At 58.3% G+C, this 21229-nt stretch carries 20 protein-coding genes and 5 pseudogenes; 14 read left to right on the top strand and 11 right to left on the bottom strand.

Annotated elements, in window-relative coordinates; all coding sequences use genetic code 11:
• On the top strand, positions 1-201 hold a 201-nt coding region (locus N1078_RS18135; protein WP_274089490.1), incomplete at its 5' end, for a hypothetical protein.
• A 221-nt stretch (positions 202-422) separates the two neighbouring features.
• Positions 423-1343 carry a cation diffusion facilitator family transporter gene (locus N1078_RS18130; protein ID WP_008569956.1) on the top strand — a complete coding sequence of 307 codons (921 nt, stop codon included), beginning with the start codon at positions 423-425 and terminating at the stop codon, positions 1341-1343.
• A gap of 214 nt (positions 1344-1557) precedes the next feature.
• On the opposite strand, the gene N1078_RS18125 is transcribed toward N1078_RS18130, so the two are convergent.
• The 3 genes from N1078_RS18125 to N1078_RS18115 are packed head-to-tail and all read right to left on the bottom strand — an operon-like array spanning position 1558 to position 3135.
• Entirely contained in the window at positions 1558-2019 is a 462-nt protein-coding gene (locus tag N1078_RS18125) for a methyltransferase family protein (RefSeq protein WP_017246351.1), read from the bottom strand.
• A gap of 4 nt (positions 2020-2023) precedes the next feature.
• The gene (locus N1078_RS18120) at positions 2024-2704 is read right to left on the bottom strand and encodes a DsbA family protein (RefSeq protein ID WP_074858845.1); all 681 of its coding nucleotides are present in this window, start codon (positions 2702-2704) and stop codon (positions 2024-2026) included.
• Positions 2701-3135: a disulfide bond formation protein B gene (locus tag N1078_RS18115; RefSeq protein WP_011078038.1), complete on the bottom strand. Its 435-nt coding sequence runs from the start codon at positions 3133-3135 to the stop codon at positions 2701-2703. Before N1078_RS18115 ends, N1078_RS18120 begins: the two co-directional genes overlap by 4 nt.
• Before the next feature lie 232 nt (positions 3136-3367).
• On the opposite strand from N1078_RS18115, the gene N1078_RS18110 reads away from it, so the two are divergent.
• On the top strand, positions 3368-4327 hold the full coding sequence (locus tag N1078_RS18110; protein WP_274089492.1) for an arsenic resistance protein: 960 nt from the start codon (positions 3368-3370) through the stop codon (positions 4325-4327).
• Between the two features lie 25 nt (positions 4328-4352).
• Here N1078_RS18110 and tnpC read toward each other — a convergent pair whose 3' ends face one another.
• The 3 genes and pseudogenes from tnpC to N1078_RS18095 form a co-directional block, all read right to left on the bottom strand.
• Positions 4353-4715, bottom strand: coding sequence for a Tn3 family transposase post-transcriptional regulator TnpC (tnpC, locus tag N1078_RS18105; protein WP_011078036.1), 363 nt, complete (start codon positions 4713-4715; stop codon positions 4353-4355).
• Positions 4712-5248, bottom strand: a pseudogene (locus tag N1078_RS18100) (Tn3 family transposase); the annotation flags it as partial. The gene tnpC and the pseudogene N1078_RS18100, both read right to left, overlap by 4 nt.
• Positions 5249-5348: 100 nt before the next feature.
• Positions 5349-6242, bottom strand: coding sequence for a cation transporter (locus N1078_RS18095; RefSeq protein ID WP_200637305.1), 894 nt, complete (start codon positions 6240-6242; stop codon positions 5349-5351).
• Between the two features lie 101 nt (positions 6243-6343).
• Here N1078_RS18095 and cadR point away from each other — a divergent pair, with 101 nt between their 5' ends.
• The 6 genes from cadR (at position 6344) to N1078_RS18065 (ending at position 10714) form a co-directional block, all read left to right on the top strand.
• Entirely contained in the window at positions 6344-6751 is a 408-nt protein-coding gene (gene cadR, locus N1078_RS18090) for a Cd(II)/Pb(II)-responsive transcriptional regulator (protein WP_044727166.1), read from the top strand.
• A 106-nt stretch (positions 6752-6857) separates the two neighbouring features.
• Positions 6858-7205, top strand: coding sequence for a DUF3703 domain-containing protein (locus N1078_RS18085; protein ID WP_044727165.1), 348 nt, complete (start codon positions 6858-6860; stop codon positions 7203-7205).
• Positions 7202-7711 (top strand): signal peptidase II, encoded by a 510-nt coding sequence (gene lspA / locus N1078_RS18080; protein WP_023083083.1) that lies wholly within the window; start codon positions 7202-7204, stop codon positions 7709-7711. The genes N1078_RS18085 and lspA overlap by 4 nt, the downstream gene beginning before the upstream one ends.
• Complete coding sequence (locus N1078_RS18075) at positions 7708-8454, top strand: helix-turn-helix transcriptional regulator (RefSeq protein ID WP_164863210.1); 747 nt, start codon at positions 7708-7710, stop codon at positions 8452-8454. Before lspA ends, N1078_RS18075 begins: the two co-directional genes overlap by 4 nt.
• A gap of 68 nt (positions 8455-8522) precedes the next feature.
• Positions 8523-9431, top strand: a complete 909-nt coding sequence (locus tag N1078_RS18070) for a sterol desaturase family protein (RefSeq protein WP_127839256.1) — start codon at positions 8523-8525, stop codon at positions 9429-9431.
• Positions 9432-9466: 35 nt separating this feature from the next.
• A complete protein-coding gene (locus tag N1078_RS18065; RefSeq protein WP_127839257.1) occupies positions 9467-10714 on the top strand; it encodes a cytochrome P450 in 1248 nt (415 codons plus the stop codon).
• Positions 10715-10871: 157 nt separating this feature from the next.
• Here N1078_RS18065 and N1078_RS18060 read toward each other — a convergent pair whose 3' ends face one another.
• Positions 10872-11390 carry a protein-disulfide reductase DsbD domain-containing protein gene (locus N1078_RS18060; protein WP_274089489.1) on the bottom strand — a complete coding sequence of 173 codons (519 nt, stop codon included), beginning with the start codon at positions 11388-11390 and terminating at the stop codon, positions 10872-10874.
• Between N1078_RS18060 and N1078_RS18055 the strand changes: the two genes are divergently transcribed.
• Positions 11389-12465 carry a c-type cytochrome gene (locus N1078_RS18055; RefSeq protein WP_411912055.1) on the top strand — a complete coding sequence of 359 codons (1077 nt, stop codon included), beginning with the start codon at positions 11389-11391 and terminating at the stop codon, positions 12463-12465. The genes N1078_RS18060 and N1078_RS18055 overlap by 2 nt on opposite strands.
• Here N1078_RS18055 and dnaE2 read toward each other — a convergent pair.
• A pseudogene (dnaE2, locus tag N1078_RS18050) lies at positions 12392-12745 on the bottom strand (error-prone DNA polymerase); the annotation flags it as partial. The gene N1078_RS18055 and the pseudogene dnaE2 overlap by 74 nt on opposite strands.
• 404 nt (positions 12746-13149) lie before the next feature.
• Here dnaE2 and N1078_RS18045 point away from each other — a divergent pair.
• Complete coding sequence (locus tag N1078_RS18045; protein WP_127839260.1) at positions 13150-15453, top strand: TonB-dependent receptor; 2304 nt, start codon at positions 13150-13152, stop codon at positions 15451-15453.
• A 227-nt stretch (positions 15454-15680) separates the two neighbouring features.
• On the opposite strand, the gene N1078_RS18040 is transcribed toward N1078_RS18045, so the two are convergent.
• The 3 genes and pseudogenes from N1078_RS18040 to exaA form a co-directional block, all read right to left on the bottom strand.
• Positions 15681-16280 (bottom strand): 3'-5' exonuclease, encoded by a 600-nt coding sequence (locus tag N1078_RS18040; protein ID WP_178114095.1) that lies wholly within the window; start codon positions 16278-16280, stop codon positions 15681-15683.
• Between the two features lie 118 nt (positions 16281-16398).
• Entirely contained in the window at positions 16399-17046 is a 648-nt protein-coding gene (locus tag N1078_RS18035; protein WP_274089491.1) for a pentapeptide repeat-containing protein, read from the bottom strand.
• Positions 17047-17200: 154 nt separating this feature from the next.
• Positions 17201-18664 (bottom strand): annotated as a pseudogene (gene exaA / locus N1078_RS18030) (quinoprotein ethanol dehydrogenase); the annotation flags it as partial.
• Here exaA and pqqD point away from each other — a divergent pair.
• From pqqD to N1078_RS18015, 3 genes and pseudogenes are all read left to right on the top strand, one after another.
• Positions 18661-18861 (top strand): annotated as a pseudogene (gene pqqD / locus N1078_RS18025) (pyrroloquinoline quinone biosynthesis peptide chaperone PqqD); the annotation flags it as partial. The pseudogenes exaA and pqqD sit on opposite strands and share 4 nt — an antisense overlap.
• The gene (gene pqqE / locus N1078_RS18020; RefSeq protein ID WP_148924243.1) at positions 18833-19987 is read left to right on the top strand and encodes a pyrroloquinoline quinone biosynthesis protein PqqE; all 1155 of its coding nucleotides are present in this window, start codon (positions 18833-18835) and stop codon (positions 19985-19987) included. The pseudogene pqqD and the gene pqqE, both read left to right, overlap by 29 nt.
• Positions 19988-20025: 38 nt before the next feature.
• Positions 20026-21012, top strand: a pseudogene (locus N1078_RS18015) (S9 family peptidase); the annotation flags it as partial.
• Positions 21013-21229: the final 217 nt, after the last annotated feature.

The following is a 21229-nucleotide window of genomic DNA, read 5'->3' as shown; positions in this document are numbered from 1 at the left end:
CTGGTAGACTTATCCACAGTTGCTGGTAACAAAATCAGCAATCCGCCCTGGGTCAAATTTCAATCGGCAGGGTGGGTCAATTTTCCATCAGCGCCAACACGCTTTGATTTGTCATGTCAGCACCGAGGCGCACCAATCTGCAAGGGCCTATCCTACGAAAAGAATGATTGGAAGATTACAATTTTGTCATCTTCGGATTGACGCCGCATCATCTATCATTAGCGAGCAACGTCGTTTAACGTTTGAGAGGGATCGGCCAGTTATCGGCAAGTTTCAGACGATAATGCACGAACTCGCTTGAGAGTGGTCGCATTTCTGTCAGTGTGGTTTGGAAGGCCAGATGGTATTGGTGCTAGTATTATCTATTACTTTTTTGGGCTCCCTATCCTTGTCTTATGTTATTTAAGGACGGTTAAAAACCAATGGCTCACGAACATAACCATAACACCGAAGCCATAGGCGATAAGCGTTTAATCGCTGCCATTGGCGTTAATACTGTGCTAACTCTGGCACAAGTTGTTGGAGGAATACTTTCTGGCAGTTTATCGCTCATAGCTGACGCGCTACATAACTTGAGCGATGCCGCATCACTGGTTATTGCGCTCATCGCACGTAAAATCGGTCGCAAACCGCCAGATGCTTTTAAAACCTTCGGCTACCGACGCAGTGAAACCATAGCGGCTTTGATTAACTTGGTCACGCTGATTATCGTTGGTCTCTACCTCATCTACGAAGCTATAGGTCGGTTTTTTGCCCCACAGCCCATTGAAGGATGGACAGTGGTCGTGGTGGCGGGAATAGCCTTGATTGTAGATGTCGTCACGGCCTTGCTCACCTACACAATGTCTAAGAATAGCATGAATATAAAGGCGGCATTCTTGCACAATGTGTCGGATGCGCTGGCCTCCGTCGGTGTTATTATTGCCGGAACATTAATCCTTCTGTATGACTGGTATTGGACAGATACTGTACTGACGCTGATGATTGCTGGTTACGTGCTATGGCAGGGCTTTAGCATGCTACCTAAAACCATTCACTTGTTAATGGAGGGCGCACCAGAAGGAGTTTCCATCACTGATATAATCAATGTCATGGAGCAAGTGGACGACGTTGTGAGTGTTCACCACGTACATGTCTGGGAAATTGCCGAACATTCAACTGCATTGGAAGCTCACGTTGTCATCAAGAAGGCTAGCCTGCCCGAAATTGAACGAGTGAAGACTGATTTAAAACGTGTACTTCATGAGCGATTCAAAGTCAGCCACTCGACACTTGAAATGGAGCTAGACGGCAGTGTTTGTATCGACACCAGGCAGGCCGACAGTCATCGCAGCGAAGCATAAGCCTGCTTTGCGCTCACCGCTGTTGCTAGACAGTTATCTCGATATCAACGGAGTGAACTTGCGACATCACTCGTTGGCGCTATGTCTTCGACCAGAGACATGCTAGCGGCATGTGGCCAAAGCAGCTCGTCACGAGGAGATCAGGCTAGGTCGTGGCACCTTCGGCAGGCTGCCGCGACGAGCAAGCCCCGCCAGTCGCTACCGCCGCGGACGCTCAGAGCCAGCGGCGGACTCGTGCGCGGTAGCGAGCGAATGATTCGCCGAACAGCGCTTCCAGCGCCGACTCTTCGGGTTCGATTTGGAAACGATTCATGTAAAGCACGAAGGCAACCACGCCCAGCAGGGTAAAAGGCGAGGCCAGGGCCAGCGCGCAGGCCGTCAGGCTGATGGCGAAGCCCAAATACATGGGGTTGCGGCTGTACTGATAGATGCCAGCCTCCACCAACACCGAAGCCTGCTGCGGCTGCAATGGATTGACAGTAGTACGTGCGCGGCGAAACGACAGTACGCCGGCGAAACACACGCCGAGCCCCAGGAACAGTACCGGCAAAGCGAAGGTCAGCCGCGCGGTCCATGCCAGTTCGATGCTCGGTAATCTGGGCCCCGACAAACCCATCAGCAGAGCGATCAGGCCAGCTACGAGCAGCGGTGGCACGCGGTTCTCCAGCGCGCTCATAGTGTCATTCCCGTGCCTTGGCCACTTCGCTGCTCACTAATCGGCGCAGCGGCTCCGGGCCGAACTCGCTGAGCGCTCGACCATTGACAAAAAAGGTCGGGGTGCCACGAATCCCAACGGCCTTGACGTCCTGCATGTCCGTTTCAAGCACGGCGTTGACGCTAGGCGTATGCATGTCCTGGCGGGCCTGCTCCAAGTTCAAACCGACGCGCTCGGCAGCAGCCCATGCCTGCGTGACTTTGGGGTCGTCGTGCCAACCGGGCTGGGCCTCCAGCACGGCCTCCAGCACTTTTTCATGAAGATTTTGCTTACGCGCCGCCTCCAGCATCCGTGATACCTCTTCGGAGCCCTGATGGAATAGCACATAGCGCAGCACCAAACGCACATCTTCCGGGTTCTCGGCGAGTATCTGCTTCACATAGGGATGGAATGCGCGGCATGCTTCGCAGGAAGGATCGAAGAATTCGACGATGGTCACTGGAGCCTGCGCCGGACCAAATACTGGTGAGTGGAAGCGAACCAGTTGGCCGCCGTTCTGTTTGGGTTGTGTCCCGGTCTCTTGGGCGGTCGAACCGGGAGCCTGGGCCTGTTGAGGCGACTGCGACGGGGAATAGAAGAATGCGGCGGCAGCAAACACGGCCAGGACCACGACACTGGTGATCAAGACCACGGAACGGCGATTCATGGGGTGGTTCTCCGACGGATAATAATGAGCAGGATGGCAATAATGATAAAAGCAAACAAGGCGAGTGCCGGCAGTGGCACGACGCCAAAGAGGGTCATCCCGGCGCCTGAGCAGGATGGACCGGTGGCCGTGCAGGGCTGGATCGGCTGTGGAATCAGCCCTGCATAGAGCAGCGTATGAACAAATGCCAGCGCCGCACCGATAACGGTCAGCGGTAGGGCATAACGCCAGACTGTGAAATCCGAGCGGTAGCAGGCGATGGCCAGGATCACCGTCAGCGGAAACATGAAGGCTCGCTGGAACCAGCACAGCACGCAGGGTGCCTGGCCCATCACCTCGCCAATGAACAGCGCGGACAAGGTCGATATCAGTGCGACCAGCCAGGTTAGCAGCAGGAGATTCCAGGTCATGCCTGAAGGTTGAGGATTCATCTCGGTTAGCTCCTGGCGGTGAAGAACACTTGCGTCAGACCCGCCATCCGGTTTTTTCGAAACACCATGCTTCCTCTTGTCGGCAATACTTGTTAGGAGCTTTGTAGACCTTCGCCCACCGCCACAAAGCGAAAAGCAACCAGGCAGCCCGCTGCGCAACCAGCCTCAACGCTGGGTTAAATCCGATGCCAGTGCGAGAATGTCGCCCTTGCGCAACAAGGGAAGATATCAGATGTCGCGGGACTGGCTGGAAGAACACCAGATAGCATTTTATTTCGCGGCGGTGGTGGCCGCTGCCATTGCAGGCCTGAGCTCTGCGCAATTCACCGGTGTGGCGGCCATGGCCATCACACCGGCGATTGCCGTGCTGATGTATGCCATGTTTCTGCAGATTCCTTTTTTGGAGCTGCGAGAAGCTTTTGCCAACCGCCGCTTCGTCGGTGCCTTGTTGCTGGCCAACTTCCTGTTGGTTCCATTAATGGTGTGGTTGGTGACGTGGCCGCTCTCATCGAACCAGGCCTTGTTGGTCGGCGCGCTGCTTGTCCTGCTGACGCCTTGTATCGATTACGTGGTGGTCTTCACCCACCTGGGCAAAGGGGACTCTCGTCTGGTGCTCGCGGCGACGCCATTGCTGCTGTTGCTCCAGCTTCTGCTGCTACCCCTCTACTTGCAGCTAATCCTTGGTTCCCAAGCAGGCACAGTGATCGAGCTGTGGCCCTTCGCAGAAGCCTTTCTGTTACTGATAGTCCTACCCTTGGTAGCGGCTGTGCTCACCGAATCTGGCGGGCGCCGATCTCTGCTGGTTCGCGCATGGAGCGCAGGTTGGGCCTGGCTGCCAGTACCTGCAATGGCCCTGGTTCTAATCGTGGTGGTGGGTTCGCAGATCGAGGCCGTCGTGTACCAACTCGACATCCTGGCGCCGTTGCTTCCGGTATACGGAGCGTTTCTACTACTCGCTCCCGCCCTCGGCGTACTCAGCTCCTGGCTATTTGGCTTGGAGGCATCTGCCGCACGGGCTGTGGCCTTTAGCTCAGGCACTCGCAACTCGCTTGTAGTGCTTCCCCTGGCCCTAGCGCTCCCGGAGTCCATTCGCGCGCTGGCCGCGGCGGCTGTGATCACTCAGACACTCGTAGAACTGATTGGTGAATTGATCTACTTACGGGCGATTCCAGCCATCGTCAGGAACAGGTGAGCCTGAGCGAAATCGGCGAGAGCGCTCATGCCTCGTGCTGTGGAGCAAGATTGATCAACGGCGCAATGATGAGCTGAGCAGTGCGAGCCCAGGAAACCAGCGCCTCAAGATCCGTCTGCAGAGATTCGGCTTCTGCCCAGATACAAGCACTCTCGGCAGGCACCGTAAGAGCGATGCTCTCAACCATCGTCAGAGCCATCGCATGCAATCTCAGCAGCTCGTCGCGAATGGCGGTGGTTCCACCCAGTTCCAACAAGCAGGCGTCCAATCGATCAACCAGCCGGAGCAGTTGAGAGGTGTCGAAGCCGTCGCGCAGGTTTTCCAACGCCACCGCATCGACTTCGCCGTACGGTGTAACGCGAAAGGATGCGGGAGGAACATTGATCATGTAGTTTTCTCGGTATCTAGCTGGCGAGGTGTGATCACCCGCAGCGAGCCGGCAGCTTGTTGGAACACCGAGTCCTTGATCCAGGGCTCCGGTGGCCGGTTGAGCTTGAGGCTGAACTCGCCGAAGCGCTTGACGTTGCTGGTTAGATAGGGACTGAGGAACGACACGTCCTCATCGGTGAACTGCCAGCCCTCGCGGGCCAGCTTCTGCAGGATGCGCATCATGTCCACAGTGTTCTGCAGGATCACGGACGAGGCCACCATGTCGTTGTAGCGCAGCCGCTTCTGCTGCTCATCCGGATCGTTTTCGGCAATCACATCACCGCCGAAGGACAACCACTTGGAGAATCCGTTGTAGGACTCGATCTTGTTGGTGTTCGCGGTGACTTCCTGGCGCAACTCGCGGCTGCCGATCCAGTTGAGCAGGAAGATCGTGCGGATCACGCTGCCCAGTGCCTGGGCCGCATGGTAGAGCTTGTTGCGCCGACTATAGGAGCCGAGTTTTCGCAGCAGCATAGGCGAGGAGATTTTGCCGTCCAATCCAGCCATCAGCTGTTCTATCTCAGCCGTCTCAACGTCACTCACAAGCTACGCGTCTCTGTTTGGAAAATGGGGGTGCTGTCGATCCGGTTGGTCAGGCTTTCAATGCCAGGATTCGGCGCGCACCGTTGAGTACGATGAGGCCAACTACCGTACCAATCACCAAATCTGGATAGGAAGAGCCTGTCCACGCAACCAGAGCTCCTGCGGCGATAACGCCAATATTCGCGAGCACATCGTTGGCCGAAAAAATCCAACTCGCTTTCATGTGTGCACCGCCTTCGCGATGGCCATATATCATCAAGAGACAGCTGACGTTTGCGACGAGGGCAACTAAGCCAATTCCCATCATCAGCATCGACGCAGGTTCGCTGCCATAGATGAACCGTCTAGCCACCTCTACAAGTACCCCAAGGGCCAACACGATCTGGAAAAAACCCGCCAGGTGCGCAGCGCGAACCTGCAGCTGCGCAGCCCGACCGACCGCAAAGAGAGCCAGACCATAGACGGCAGCATCAGCAAACATGTCCAGCGAGTCGGCGATCAGACCCGTCGACTGAGCAATCAAGCCTACGCCCAACTCGATGACAAACATCGTGGCATTGATACCGAGCAGGATTTTGAGCGTGCCAGCCTCCTTGGAAGCAGTCAGCTCTTCACTGGCGCTATTGGCCGAAGCTGCTTCCTGGCTGGCCGGTTGAGTGCCGAGCAATGTTGCCCCCAAACCAAGTGATTCCAGCTTGGTCGCGATCTGGTCAACCGGACCGTCATGGAAAGCGCGTACCTGTCTGCTGCTCAGATCAAAGGACAGCGAATTGAGTTCAGAAAAGCCATTGAGCGCGAGCCGAATCATTCGCTCTTCTGACGGGCAATCCATTTTGGGCACAGAAAAACTGCTGACCCAAGTCCCTTCATTCGAAGGCGCGGCTGCCGCTTCAGTGCTTACCGGCTCAGGGCCACAGCCACAGGATTTATCACAAGAAGTCATGACTCGCCTCTCCTATAGGACTTGATTCTACCGATTAAAAACCATGTAGTGGCTATAGGGTCAAGCCTGGATATACTGGCTTTTTTACCAAGGGACAGACCATGCGCATCGGTCAACTTGCACAGCAGACAGGAGTGGACACTCAGACGATTCGTTTTTATGAACGTCAGGGACTGCTTCCACCGCCCGAACGCGAGGACAATGGCTATCGAACCTATAAAGCAGGCCATGCGGACAAACTGCTGTTCATTCGCCGATGCCGCTCTTTTGGCATGTCACTGGAAGAAATTGGTGTTTTGCAGAGCTATCAGGAACAGCCGCAGCAACCCTGCGTTGCGGTCAATGAGCTCCTTGATAGACATATCGCACAGGTAAGGGCTCAGATCGCATCCTTACATGCTCTCGAAAACCAGCTGGTGACGTTGCGAGGTTGCTGCGATAACGAACGACAAAGTCTGGACTGCGGGATACTTTCGGGCCTGCTGGGGGGCGACAAACCTCTTTCGTAATCCGGCATAAAGTCATTTTTGCGTCGTCTTGAATCGCCCATAGCGCTTGACCCTATAGCAGCTATAGGGTGTTCACTCGGGCATCTACTGCGTAAGTGAGATCCAGATGAATACCGCTCTCAGCATTGCCATTGATGAGGCCTTCTTCCAGGCTAGGAAAGCACTTAATGAAGAGGCGCCAACCGAGGCTTTCTCCTGGCTGGAGCGAGCCCACATATTGAGCCAGCGAATGCCTATTCTTCATGCTCAGAGCCATTGGCTGATGCTGAGGGCCGGCTGGCAGTTGCGCGACTTACGAAAGGTGCTCAGCCAAGTACCGCGAATCATGGCGGCCCTGCTGTTCTCGAAGATCTGGGTGCCGCTCGGAAACAGCGGGCGCGCCAGGGTCAGTGCTTTTGCGCCGATGCCTATTTCACCGGAGCTGCAGCGACTTCTCCAAGGAGAAATGCAATGAGGTCGTCTCCTAGATCACCTCTTGTTGCTCCTGGGTTCTGGTGGATGCTATCGCTAGCCATTGCCTCGGCCGACCTAGCGTTGAAAAGCGCAATTACGGGTTCGCTCCCGGTCGGCACCGTGATTCCTCTCACCCCGTTCTTCAACCTGGTTCACTTCTGGAATACCGGTGCAGCGTTCAGCTTCCTGGCTGACGCGGGTGGTTGGCAGCGTTACTTCTTCATTGTCATAGCTTTGGTCGTTTCGATCGTGCTGGCTCTGATATTGCGTAAACGCAGAGCCAAAAGCGAAGCCCTAGGCTATAGCCTTATCTTGGGCGGGGCAGTTGGGAATCTGATTGATCGCGCATTTCGAGGCCATGTAATCGACTACCTGGATTTTTACTGGCTGTCCTGGCATTGGCCTGCGTTTAACCTGGCGGATATTGCTATCGTCGGTGGCGCCGCCATGTTGATCCTGAGCAGTTTGCTAAGCCCAAATGCGGAAGCCGGCCGAGTCAACGAATGAAAGGCTCGCTCTCAACGGATACCGTACGCTGGGCAGGCCAGGCCTGGATAGGGCCCGGCATCGGCATCTTTCATGGCCGTGCCGGCCACCAGGAGTGGCACCACCATCAGGCGCATCAGATTTCAGTGGGCCTCGATTCACCTGTATCGGTTGAAACCCCGTTGGGCATTCAAACAGGGGCTGCCATCTTCATCGCCGCGGGCCTGAAACACCGGATCAGTGCTGGTCGAGTGCTGTCGATCTATCTGGATGCACTATCCGATGAAGCCCCAACTATGCGGGGTACCGAAGAAGCAAGGGTAGTCGTGATCGCCCCGGCGGACGTAGTAGCGATTATCGATATGCTGCGCGAGACAGGACATACCGCTCTCCAGGTTAGGACGGGGGTGCGCCAGGCACTGCGGCTACCCGATCCACCGATTCCAGATCCTCGCTTGACAAAGGTGATTGAAGCGCTGCATAGAGGCCAAATGAGGCGCGAAGAAATGGCCGCGTTGGTGCATTTATCCCTTACACGGTTTTCCCATTGGTTCGTGGAACAGACAGGCTTGCCGCTGCGCAGCTATGCGAAATGGTTACGTCTCACACAAGCCCTACAGCACCTAGCCAAAGGGGGTCTACTCACTGAAGCGGCCCATGAGGCGGGCTTTTCTGACTCGGCACATTTCTCCCGGACATTCCGGGCACTGCTGGGCATCGATCCTTCCTCCGCCCTGGCTGAAGTCGATCTTCAGGGGTCGTAGCTCTTTCGTTCAAGCCGAAAGCGGACCTTCCCACATACAGTCATGGCTCCCTACTCAGGAGCTGAGCGATGTCTATTCCCTTGCGATTCGCCATACGGTGGCTGAGCTATCCACTTGTGTTTGGCGGCTGTGCCTCCTTCATGATTTGGGCGCTGTATGCAGGTATACCGTATTGGCCCACCACACCCATAGTCGCCGCGGCGGGGCTGCTACTCATTGCTGGCTTGGAGCGCATCCAGCCTTTTCGGCGAGCCTGGCTGGAAGATCATCAGGACACCCTGACGGATCTGCTGCACATGCTGGTGAACCTGTCTGTCATTCAATTTACTGCAGAATTTCTGGCTAAGTTAGGCGATGCGGTACCGGCTTCGGTTCGGCTCTTTCCGATCGAGAGCCCATTGTGGCTGCAATTGCTACTAGTCGCCGCCGTGCTCGACTTGAGCCTGTATGTGATGCACCGCATCAGCCACCGGGTGCATTGGCTGTGGCGCTTTCACATGATCCATCACAGCGCTGAGCGGCTCTACTGGATGAACGGAGAACGTCGACATCCTCTGCATGCGGCGTTGATGGCCGGGCCGGGGCTGGTGGTTTTGCTCATATCTGGAGCTCCGTCTGCCGTAGTCGCAACGTGGTTTGGGATCCTAACCGTCCATCTGGCCTTTCAGCATTCGAACCTGGACTACAGCGTGGGTTGGCTGCGGCATGTGCTAGGGGTTGCTGAGGTCCATCGTTGGCACCATAAGCGCGACTTCGAAGACGCCCAGGTCAACTTCGGTGAGTTTTCAACCGTGTGGGATCGGCTATTCGGAACCTTCTATGACAGTGCCGGGAAGCTGGGCAAAGCTGAGGTTGGGCTGCATGAAAAGGACTACCCCAGAAATTATTTCGGGCAATTTATTGATCCTCTTCGTCCAACATCTGCTTACCCGGCCGGTCACAATTCTTTAGAACAGGATGAAAGCCGCAATACGTAGCTAGAACGGGTGGAGTCTCAACGGGAGTACAAGCGATGCCAAACATACCGCGTGACACCGGATTGGACAGTACTTGGGCCTTCTTGCGAGATCCCTACCGATTTATCTTTGCGCGCAGTCAGTTTCATCAATCGCCGGTGTTTCAAACTCGCTTGATGTTACAGAAAACTCTGTGCCTAACAGGTGCCGAAGCTGCTCGCTTGATTTGCGACCCTGACCGATTCGTTCGCCAGAACGCTGCGCCCAAGCGACTGCAAAAAACCTTATTCGGACAAGACGGTGTCCAAGGTTTGGACGGTGATGCGCATCGTCACCGAAAGGCCCTCTTCATGGGAGTGCTCACACCCGCGAACGTGCAGGAACTAGCAGAGTTGAGCGAGGTTCGTTGGAGGGAGTATGCGCGAACTTGGCGTCCCGGTGAGTCAATCGTCCTCTACGAGATTGCTCGCGAAATTCTATGCCGCACCGTATGCGACTGGGCCGGTGCTCCAATCGCTGAAAGAGATGTTCAACAATGGACTCAAGATCTTGCAGCTCTCTATGAGCACGCCGGCGCGATCGGTCTGCAGCACTGGCAGGCACGGAAGGCACGTCGCCGATTGGAGCAATGGGCGGCAGAACTTGTCGAGTCCACTCGCGCCGCTCCCCCTACACCCGAGCAATCGCCTCTCGAACGCATCGCCCATTACAAGGACCAGCACGGACAGCCGTTGGATCTACATACCGCATCAGTGGAACTACTAAATCTGCTGCGGCCGACGGTAGCCGTCTCTGTATTCATAACCTTTGCAGCGCTAGCGCTGCACAAGCACCCGTTCTGTCTGAGAAACCTGCAGTCGGGAGATGAAAGAGATATAGGTTGCTTTGTGCAGGAAGTGCGGCGTTTCTACCCCTTCTTCCCAGCGATCAGCGCTCGCGTGAAAGAAGATTTTCTATGGGAAGGATTTGCCTTTGGCAGGGGCACCTTAGTCCTGCTGGACTTATACGGAACCAATCACGATTCCCAGCTCTGGGAGGAGGCAGATCGTTTCAAGCCTGAGCGCTTTCGATCCAACTCTCCGTCGCCATACTGCTTCATCCCACAAGGACCAGGCGACCCGCATGTTAACCATCGCTGTCCAGGTGAAGGCGTCGCCGTCGCATTGATGAGCGTTGCTGTTCGCTTCCTGGCTCGCTCGCTCCAATATGAGGTTCCCGAACAGGATCTATCAATCACCTGGGACCGATTGCCGGCACTGCCCCGAAGCCACTTCGTCATGCGGAATGCGCGAATCACAATGTAAGTTTGGTGTTTAACGAAGCGAGTCTCGCCCATCTCAAGATATGAACGGTGGGGCATGGCGTTGAGCTGCCCAGCGCAACCACGGCAATCGGGGAATACTCAGAATAAGCTGTTCACAGTCATTCCCCAATTGAGTCATTTCCGAGGGCCGTTCTGACTTATTGTCGCTTGGTATCGTCCAGATTCAGCGCAACGGGCAGGTCAGTCGGTGCCAGACAAATGCCCTCGTCACTGCAGGCCTGCACCCGTACAATCATTTCGAGCCTGCCTGCCTTTTCCAGCACGGCGGTCTGTTTTTCGTCGGGCCGCAGCCGAATACTTGCACCGTCGTCATACACCTCTAGGGCGGTGTCACTCAGCACAATGTCACTGACCCGGCCGCGCGGGTACTGCGTCGGGATTATAAGCGCCTGGCCGTTGACTGAAGAGCTGACGACGGTGGGAATCAGGAATTCCATGGAGGCCGGATTTGCATTCACATGCCAGCCCGGTTGAATGTTCAGTGTTAAAACGAAATCACCCGTCTTTCCCGCCATTGCTGCGGCGCCTCCCGCAACAGTGAGGCGGACCTTATCAGCGGAATTTGCCAACCCTGCTCGGGTCGGCACCGGGACTTCAAGACCGGCACGTTCAGTCTGGGCAGCGTCGAGGTTGTTTCCGTTGGTGTCGATCAACATGAAGGGCGGACAGCCCTATGCCGGCGGCTATGGAATGCCTACCCCCTTCGGTGTCATCTATTCGACCAACATCACACCCGACCCGGATAGCGGAATCGGCCGCTGGTCCGAGGCGGCATTCATGCGTGCGATGCACGAAGGCGTCTCTCGCGATGGTTCGCATCTTTATCCCGCATTCCCCTACGACCACTTCACCAAGGTCGCCGACGAGGATGTGAGGGCACTCTATGCCTTCCTCATGACGCGTGAGCCGGTGAGCGCGCCGGCGCAGCGCAATACCCTGCCGTTCCCCTTCAACATCCGCGTCCTGCAAGCCGGCTGGAAGCTGCTGTTTATGGACCAGGGCCGCTATCGGCCGGTCGCCGGCAAGAGCGAAGCATGGAACCGCGGCGCCTATCTCGCCGAGGGCTTGAGCCATTGCGCCGCCTGCCACACGCCACGCAACGTGCTGGGCGCCGAGAAAGCCGCTGACGACAGCTACGCGGGCGCGATGATCGAAGGCTGGTTCGCGCCGGCACTGACGGCTGCCAATACCACACCGCTACCCTGGACCCAAGACGAGCTGTTCACCTACCTGCGCAGCGGAGCGACTGCCCTGCACGGCGTTGCCGCGGGCAAGATGTCGGACGTCGTGCACGACCTGGGCAGGCTTCCCGACGCCGATATCCAGGCAATAGCCGTCTATTTTGCCGACCTCAACGGCTCCTCCGCACTGAAGACAGGCAGCGATGAAGCGCTGGCCAAAGCGCTGGCGACCTCCGCTCTCGGCAGCCGCCTGGAACCCGACGCCGGAGCCGTCCTGTACTGGGCAGCCTGCGGGTCATGCCACTACAAAAGCGCAACGACGCCTCTCAGCGTGCGACCGGAGCTTGCCCTCAACAGTGCGCTCACCGCGGCCACCCCCGACACGTTCATCCATATCGTGATGGCTGGAATAGGTCTGGAAGAAGGCATCCCCAACGTGCTCATGCCGGCTTTCTCGCAGGCGCTGAACGATGGCGCTGGATTACTGTGCGATCCGCCATGGCAGCATTTTCTACCGGTACCAGTGTGGACAACGGATGCTCCGAAATAACGAACCCCCCAGGGTGCTGAGACAGATGACGAGGAAACCCAACAAGGAGGTCAGTTAGGATGAGCACCATCCGGATGGTCTGATTGTCTGGGTCAAAGCCCGCTTCTCGAAGCCTTTCCGGTGGCGGCATCTGATCGCTCCAGGCACCGCAGCATTTTGCTAACGCATCCACCTGGTCAGGCGGAAGGCCAATCGCCTTGCCGATATCTCTGATAGCGCCCGCAAAATGGTAGGTCGAGGCTACGCAGGTCAGCGCTGCACGCTCCCGTCCGTAGCGATTCCTGATAATTTTTTCTAGCGCTCGACGTCAGGCGCACGCGCCCTTTTTCGAAAATCCGCACTGCCTCAGGTCGACTAGCTGAAGCCAATAGAAAGGCCAGCCTCACCAGGGCCCCGGTATTCCAAAAAATCGTATGGACGGTCGGCGATCAGCAGGCCAGAGCCGGCATTGCATCGAGCATCTGGTTCGAAGGCCTTCGTTCCGGATTACTCCGGCGGTAGTAAGACCAATCGCCACGGGGTCGGGAAAAATTCCCGGCAGCACCGGGAATTTTTCCCTATCGGCGGTGCGCGGAAGCTCTCGATAATCAGTTCTGGCAGTTTGCCAGCCGACATCGGCCAGCATGGAGAGTCGCCCGCAAACCCGCCCCGGCACGATCCGCCAAACAAGAACAAGGAATGCCCATGCAATATCAGATCTGCCGCAGCTGGACGCCCCGTCGCACGCTGCTTTCGCTCGCCGTTGCCGGCTTGTTGCCTGGTTTCGCCCAGGCTGAGGAGCCACTCGAGCTCAAGAGTGATGAGGTTGTCGCCACGACTCCGCTGCCCGGCATCGATCTGCCGAAGGATCGGGTTCCGGCCAACATTCAAACCCTGGACGACGAGCGCCTGCGCAAGCTGGGAGGGCAGTCTCTGGCAGAAAAACTGCAGCGCGGTCTGCCGAGCGTCAACCTCAACGAGACCCAGGGCAACCCCTATCAGGCAGACCTGAATTACCGGGGCTTCACCGCTTCGCCGCTACTGGGCACGGCCCAAGGCCTATCGGTGTTTCTCGACGGCGTGCGCATCAATGAAGCGTTCGGCGACGTGGTGCACTGGGACCTTATTCCCCAGACCGCCATCGCTGGGGCGGCTCTGGTGCCTGGCTCCAACCCACTGTACGGCCTCAACACACTCGGCGGCGCCCTGGCGCTGGAAACCAAGCGGGGCGACACTCATCCTGGCGGCGCGGCGCAACTCTACGGCGGCTCCTTTGGCCGCTACGGTGGCTCAGTGGAGCATGGCGGCCAACATGAGGAGTTTTCCTGGTACTTGGCGGCCGAAGGGATGGATGAAGACGGCTGGCGCGACCATTCGCCGTCTGAGGTAGGCCAGCTGTTCGGCAAATTCGCCTGGACCACAGACAGCACGGACCTGGCCCTGACGCTGGCTCATGCTGACAACGATCTGATTGGTAACGGACTGATCCCCGAAAGCATGCATGAGCAGGACCGCGACGCGATTTTTACCTATCCCGACCAGACTGAGAACCGTAGCCACCTAATGGCGTTTTCCGGCAGTCACTGGCTGAGCGATAGCGACCGGCTGTCCGGCACCGTCTATTTGCGGCGCACCCGCACAGCGACCCTTAACGGTGACGGAAACGATGAGTACGAAGACGAATATGAAGAGTGGGAAGACGACGGCTTCCTGGCCGGCGAGGGTCCGGAAACCGGCGTGCTGAACCGCACCCGTACTAGCCAGCGCGCCTACGGCCTGGCCCTGCAGTGGTCCCGTCATGCCGGGGCCCACCAGTTCGCCTTTGGCCTGTCCCACGACAACACCCGCGCCAGCTTTCACCAGAGCGAGCAAGGCGGTGAGCTGACCGATAAGCGCGGCATTCTTGCCACCGAGGCCGAAGACCCAGCCAATAGCCTGTTGGGTCGCACCCGCACTTCCAGTCTCTACGCCACCGACACATGGTCGCTAACCGACGCGCTGCAGCTGACCGGCTCGCTACGCTACAACCGCACCCGGGTAGTCAACACCGATCGCATGGGAGATGACCTCAATGGCGATTTCACCTATCGCAAGCTGAACCCGGCGCTGGGGTTCGCCTGGCAGTTACAGCCCGCGGTGACCCTCTACGGAGGTTACTCCCAAGGCAATCGGGCGCCGACGCCGATCGAACTGGGTTGTGCCGATCCGGAAAATCCCTGCAGCCTGCCCAACGCCATGGCCGCCGATCCATTCCTGGAACAGGTCGTCACTCGCACCCTGGAATTTGGCGTGCGCGGCCAGCTGGCCAGCGGCACCGAATGGAACGTCACGGCCTTCCGCAGCCTTAACCACGATGATCTGCTGTTCGTCGGAACCGGTGGTAGCAAGGGTTACTTCACCAACTTCGGCCGCACAAGGCGCCAAGGTATCGAGCTGGGCCTGGCCGGCGAGCAAGGGCCGGTCGATTGGCGGGTGGATTACACCTACTTGCACGCCACGTTACAGTCCTCTGCATGCATCCTGGCCGAGAACAACAGCACCGAGGGCGAGGGCGGCTGCCCGGATGACGAGATTCACATCTCCCGTGGCGACTACCTGCCAGGGTTGCCGAAACACAACCTCAAGCTCGGCTTGGACTGGAATCTGAACGATCGGCTTCGTATCGGTACAACTGTGCTGGCGTATTCCGAGCAGTATGTGCGGGGCAATGAGAACAATCGTCATCAGTCCAACGACGAGGTCGAGGGCAGCGGCACACTGCCGGGTTATGCGGTGGTCAATCTGAGTGCCGATTACCGCTTCGCTCGTGACTGGACTCTGTTCGGTCGGGTCGACAACCTGTTCGACAAGCGCTATGCCACGAGCGGCGCCTTGGCCGAAAACCCTTTCGTAGGCGCTGGCAATGCCTTCGAAACCGACCCGGAGGAGTGGCGCCACGAGCAGTTCATCGCGCCCGGTGCGCCGCGTGCTGGCTGGTTGGGCGTACGTTACGTTTGGGATGCGTTGTAAGCGTAAAAAACGACGGCACAGGGAGGTGCGTGTCGACGATAAAATCATTGGCCGGACCTCTCAGCAGTCGCGGAGAGGTCAGCCAGATCTCGGTTCAAGCTGCAACACAACGTGCGAAAGGACATCCAGCGCCGGATAGACGTTGGGGCAGGGATGGCGAAAGGAACCCGGCAATCCTTCGTTGAGTATGCATTTCAGGCCGGACGGTCCGTCGTCCAGGCCGAGCCTCATATCACTCGATCCAGTAGCAACGCTCGCGACTGCGCATCCAATGCAAGAAATACCATCAGCGCGGCATAGGCATCGTTGGCGGCATAACGCTGCTGCGCTTCGGCCAGATTTTTGTTAGCCCAGTTGGAAGTCGACACGCTGCGTGACTTGCTTATACCGGCACCCAGTACCGCCGCCACCGCACCGCGAAGCCCGACCTGACCCTTCTTGCCGTGATATCTCAGCGCCGAACCAAGATCGACGCTGTGCCGCAATTCGATCCCCAACCGGGTGCGTAGACGGCTGCGATCGGACGCCAGACCGAATCCGACTTTCAATACTTGGTCCGTCTCCAGCACCCGCTTAGCGGCCTCGACGCAACCGGGTATTCCGATCTGAAAAAGATAGGCTTTTGTTGGCGTTGCGAACTGAATGAGGTGAGGCCCGCTGGACAGCTCGCCTACTGTGAAGGTGGGTTTGGATTCGGTATCGAACCCGATCTGTGCAAAGGTCAGGATGTCGTCGACGGCCTGGGCGAATTCCTCGGGCGTCGACGGCGTGACGATACGGTCGAGGGCGAGACCGTCGAAGCGGGGCAGGCGCTCGAGGTCGGTCAACTGGGGAATGCGGATATCGATAGGGCCTCCACTTCAAGCCGCTGAATCGTCGCCCATGGGAACGGGCGCGCACCTGCCATTAAAGCGCATGGCGCGCTGGTTCGATGCACCCGTCGTATTACTTCTCCCAGTCCACTGGGCAATCGAAGCAACCGTCCATATTGCTGCCTTGAAAGGTTGCATAGTGTCGGCGTGCGACAGTCAGGGTCGCGTTGCCGAGATTGGCATCGTTGAGCTTGCCTTCCTGCAAATTAGCGTCGGTCAGATTCGCATGGTCGAGGTCGGCCTTGCTTAGCCAGGTCATTTCCAGGTTGGCGGCGGTGAGGTTGGCACCATGCAACTTCGCACCGCTCAAACGAGCGAATTCGAGATTGGCCGCAGTCAGGTTGGCCCCATTGAATCGCGCGGCCTGCGCGAACAGTCCCCAACCCTGAATGGCCACCAATTGCGCATCGGTGAAGTTCGCCAGACGCAGGTTGGCTTGTTGAAGACTGGCGCGGGTGAGGGTGGCGCCGGTCAAGTTGGCCTTCTCCAGATTGGCCAGGTCGAGATTGGCATGCCTCAGGTTGGCCCCGGTGAGATCGGCGCCGGTCAGATCCATCTTGCGCATGTCCTGGTTGCTCAGGTCGGCGCCGCGAAGATCGGCGTTGGCACATTTGCTTTCTGGCTGGATGACACAGCCATTGATGGTGGGCGGCTGGTCGTCAGCGTGCAGCGGCGCGCTGAGGATCACTGCGATGGGCAGCAGATAGCGGGATATGTTCATGGCGGTTCCCATGTTCGATAGGTGAAGAAAGAGCAGCCGGCTCAGGCGAGGACCGTCAGGCCAGGAGAGCGCCAACTCTGTAGGCCAATCCAGTTCATGTCCCGCCAGCTGTTCCGTGTGCGGCTGTGCTCGCTCATCGAGCACAGCCGGCGTCTTATCGTTTGGCGGTCTGGTTTTCCCAACTAGGGATTCGAAACGCCCAGAACGAGCCGCCTTGAGCAACCGGCTTGGTCAGCACAGCCATGTCGCCGCCCCACAGCGGCACAGCGCCGCCGTAGCCAACGGTCACGCCAATGAACTGCTCGCCGTCCTGTTCCCAGGTGATCGGCGGCGCGATGATTCCGCTACCGGTCTGGAATTTCCAGAGCTCCTCGCCGGTTTTCGCGTTGAAGGCCTTCAGGTAGCCATCACCTGTACCGGTGAACACTAGGTTGCCCTTGGTGGCGAGGACGCCGGCCCAGAGCGGCAGCGGTTCCTTGTGCTCCCAGGCGACCTTGCCGGTGGTGGGGTCCATGGCACGCAGAATCCCGACGTGATCGTCATACATGCGCTTGATGCGGAAGCCTTGGCCGAGGTAAGCGTTGCCTTTCTTGTAGCTGACCTCCTCGGTCCAGTAGTCCTCTTTCCAATGGTTGGCGGGAACGTAGAACAGGCCAGTATCCTGGCTGTAAGCCATGGGGTTCCAGTTCTTGCCGCCGAGGAAGGGCGGTGAGACTTCCACTGATTTGCCGTGCGCCTCGCCGGGCTCAGGCTTCGGCGGGCGCTGGCCCTCGTTCTCCACCGGCCGCCCGGTCTTCAGGTCGATGTGGCTGGCCCAGGTGATGTTGTCGACGAAGGGGAAGGCGTTCTGCAGTTTGCCGTCCTCGCGGTTGACCACATAGAAAAAGCCGTTGCGGTCGGCGTGGGCCGTGGCTTTGACGGTCTTGCCATCTTTGTTCTTGTAATCGAACAGGACCAGCTCATTGTTGCCGGAGAAGTCCCAGGCATCGTTCGGTGTGTGCTGGTAGAACCACTTCACTTCGCCAGTGGTGGCGTCGACGCCAACCTGCCCAGAGGTATAGAGGCTGTCGTAATCCTTCGGATCTCCGCCATCGGCGGTGCGTGCCCAGCCGTTCCAGGGCGCCGGATTGCCCGCGCCGACGATGATGGTATTGGTTTCGGCGTCGAAGCTCGCGCTCTGCCACGGAGCGCCGCCGCCCTGGCTCCAGGCTTCCTTCTTGCCGGTGGGTGAGTTCGGGTCATCCGGCCAGGAGGGCGCCTTGATGTCGCCGGTCGGCGTGCTCTCCTTGCCGTTCAGTCGGCCAACGTGACCTTCGACGAAGGGCCGCATCCAGACTTCTTCACCCGTGTCCGGATCGCGTGCGAACAACTTGCCGACAACGCCGAATTCATCGCCGGAGCTGCCGTGGATTAGCAAAACCTTCCCGCTCTTCTGATCCTTGATCAGGGTGGGCGCGCCGGTCATCGTGTAACCCGCGCCGTGCTCGCCGAATTTCTTCTTCCAGACGACCTTGCCGGTGTCCTTGTTCAGCGCCACCACCTGAGCGTCGAGGGTGCCGAAGTAAATCTTGTCGCCGTAGATAGCAGCGCCGCGGTTGACCACGTCGCAGCAAGGGCGTTCTGCTTTATCCCGAAGGCATGATCAAGCTCAACGAAAGTGCCGCGGCGGTACTGGCTGAAGTTGATGGGGCTCGCACCGTCGGCGCCATCGTCGCCGATCTGCAGGCGCGCTTCCCGGATGCAGAAGGGATTGAGGAAGATATCGTCGCGTTTCTGGAGGTGGCCGTTGAACGGTTCTGGATCGAGCTTCGCTAAGCCCGGCTTTGAGCCCGGTCCGCCGCTGTGGCTGCTGGCGGAGCTGACTTATCGTTGCCCGCTGCAATGCCCGTACTGCTCGAACCCGCTGGATTTCGCCCGCAGCAAGGACGAGCTGAGCACTGCCGAGTGGATCGAGGTGTTCCGACAGGCCCGCGAGATGGGCGCGGCGCAACTGGGCTTTTCCGGCGGTGAGCCGCTGGTCCGGCAAGATCTGGCCGAGCTGATCAAAGCGGCGCGAGACCTCGGCTATTACACCAATCTGATCACCTCGGGCATCGGCCTGACCGAAGAGAAGATCGCTTCGTTCGCCGACGCCGGGCTCGACCACATCCAGATCAGCTTTCAGGCCGCCGATGAGGAGGTGAACAACCTGCTCGCCGGCTCGAAGAAGGCTTTCGCGCAGAAGCTCGCCATGGCACGAGCGGTAAAAGCGCATGGCTATCCGATGGTGCTGAACTTCGTTACCCACCGGCACAACATCGACAACATCGAGCGCATCATCCAGCTGTGTCTGGAATTGGAAGCCGACTTCGTGGAGCTCGCCATCTGTCAGTTCTATGGCTGGGCCGAACTCAATCGCGCCGGGCTGCTACCAAGCAAGGATCAGTTGGTGCGTGCCGAGCGCATCACCAACCAGTGGCGCGACAAACTCGCCGCCGAAAACCATCCCTGCAAGCTGATCTTCGTCACGCCCGATTATTACGAAGAGCGTCCCAAGGGCTGCATGAACGGCTGGGGCAACCTGTTTCTCGACATCACACCGGACGGCACAGCGCTACCTTGTCACAGCGCGCGTCAACTGCCGATCAGCTTCCCTAACGTTCGCGAGCAGAGCATCGAGCAGATCTGGAAGCATTCTTTTGGCTTCAACAAGTTTCGCGGTTTCGATTGGATGCCCGAGCCTTGCCAATCCTGCGGCGAGAAGGAAAAGGACTTCGGCGGCTGCCGCTGCCAGGCTTTCATGCTCACTGGCGATGCGGCCAATGCCGATCCGGTGTGCAGCAAGTCTGCGCACCACGACAAGATTCTTGCCGCCCGCACCGAGGCCGAAGAAGCGCCACGCGGGCTTGATGAGCTGACCTTTCGTAACGAGAAGGCATCGAAGCTGATCCTCAGGGTATAAGGTCATCGATCGACGCCTAACCGACTGGAACCGTTTGGATGACCAAGACCGCAATCCCCTATGGCTTCTGGCCCAGCGACTGGACTGCCGAAGATGCCGCCTCTGCAAGTTGTGACTTTGCCGAGCTTCGCGCTGGCCATGGGGGCGTGTTCTGGGTTCAGTACGATCCGGCCGATGTGCGTTCCACGTTGTGGTATTGGCACGCTCGCGGCTTGCGTAGCCTCACGCCGCCCGGGTTCTCGCTTCGCAGCCGTGTATACGAATACGGCGGCGGTGCCTTCTGCCTGACCGACGCCGGGGTTGCGTTCGTCAACGAGCAGGATCAGCAAATCTACCTGCAGGGCCTATCTACGGACGCAGCGACGCCGCCCATCGCGCTGACCGATGACGACGCTTGCCGGTACGGTGATCTGCAGTTCGACACGCGCCAGCGGGCCATTCTCGCCGTGGAAGAAACCGCCGAAGAAGCTCGCTCAGAGCATCGTCTGGTCAGCGTTTCGCTGGTTGATGGCAGCCGAAGCGTACTTATCGAGGGGAGCGACTTTTACTCGTCACCGACCTTGGATGCGACAGGCCAACGTCTTGCCTGGATCGAGTGGCAACGCCCCGAACAACCTTGGACGTCCACCAGCCTCTGGATTGCCGAACGTACCGAAAATGATCGCTGGGGAGCGCCGCGGTGCCTGGCCGGCGCAGCGGGAAATGAGTCGCTGCAACAGCCGCGCTTCGCTCCGGATGGCGCCTTGTATTGCCTGACTGACCGCGAAGGCTGGTGGCAGCCTTGGAGAATGCAGGACGACAGCCTTGTTCCGGTAACCGGCGCGGCTGCGGCTGGGTGTGATCATGCCCCGGCGCCCTGGCAGCTGGGAACGGTGAGCTATCTACCCTCGGCGGACGGCGCTTTGCTGTTGACACGCATAATGGATGGCTACGGACTGTTGTTCGAACAAGACAGCCAAGGTAATGAACGCCAGCTGGCGATGGAATTCAGCCGTTGCCGCCAACTTGCTGCCGGCGAGCGACACTTTTTGTTGCCGCTGACCGAAAACTGACCCAGTAGAGGCTGTTCTGCCGACTGAAAACTGACCCAGGTGTTCAACTGCTTCTGCTCAATTTTTGAGCAGGAGAACACAGGGTGATCAGTATGGAAATGATGGGCAAAATCCGCCGGATGTATTTCCGCGACAAGCTGTCGCTGCATGAGATAGCCAAGCGCACCGGGTTGGCGCGCAACACGATTCG

This window comes from Pseudomonas sp. MIL19, from assembly GCF_028680365.1.
GTDB lineage: Bacteria > Pseudomonadota > Gammaproteobacteria > Pseudomonadales > Pseudomonadaceae > Aquipseudomonas > Aquipseudomonas spirodelae.
Note: the sequence above shows the minus strand (reverse complement) of the source record. Positions and strands in the feature narration are given on the sequence as shown.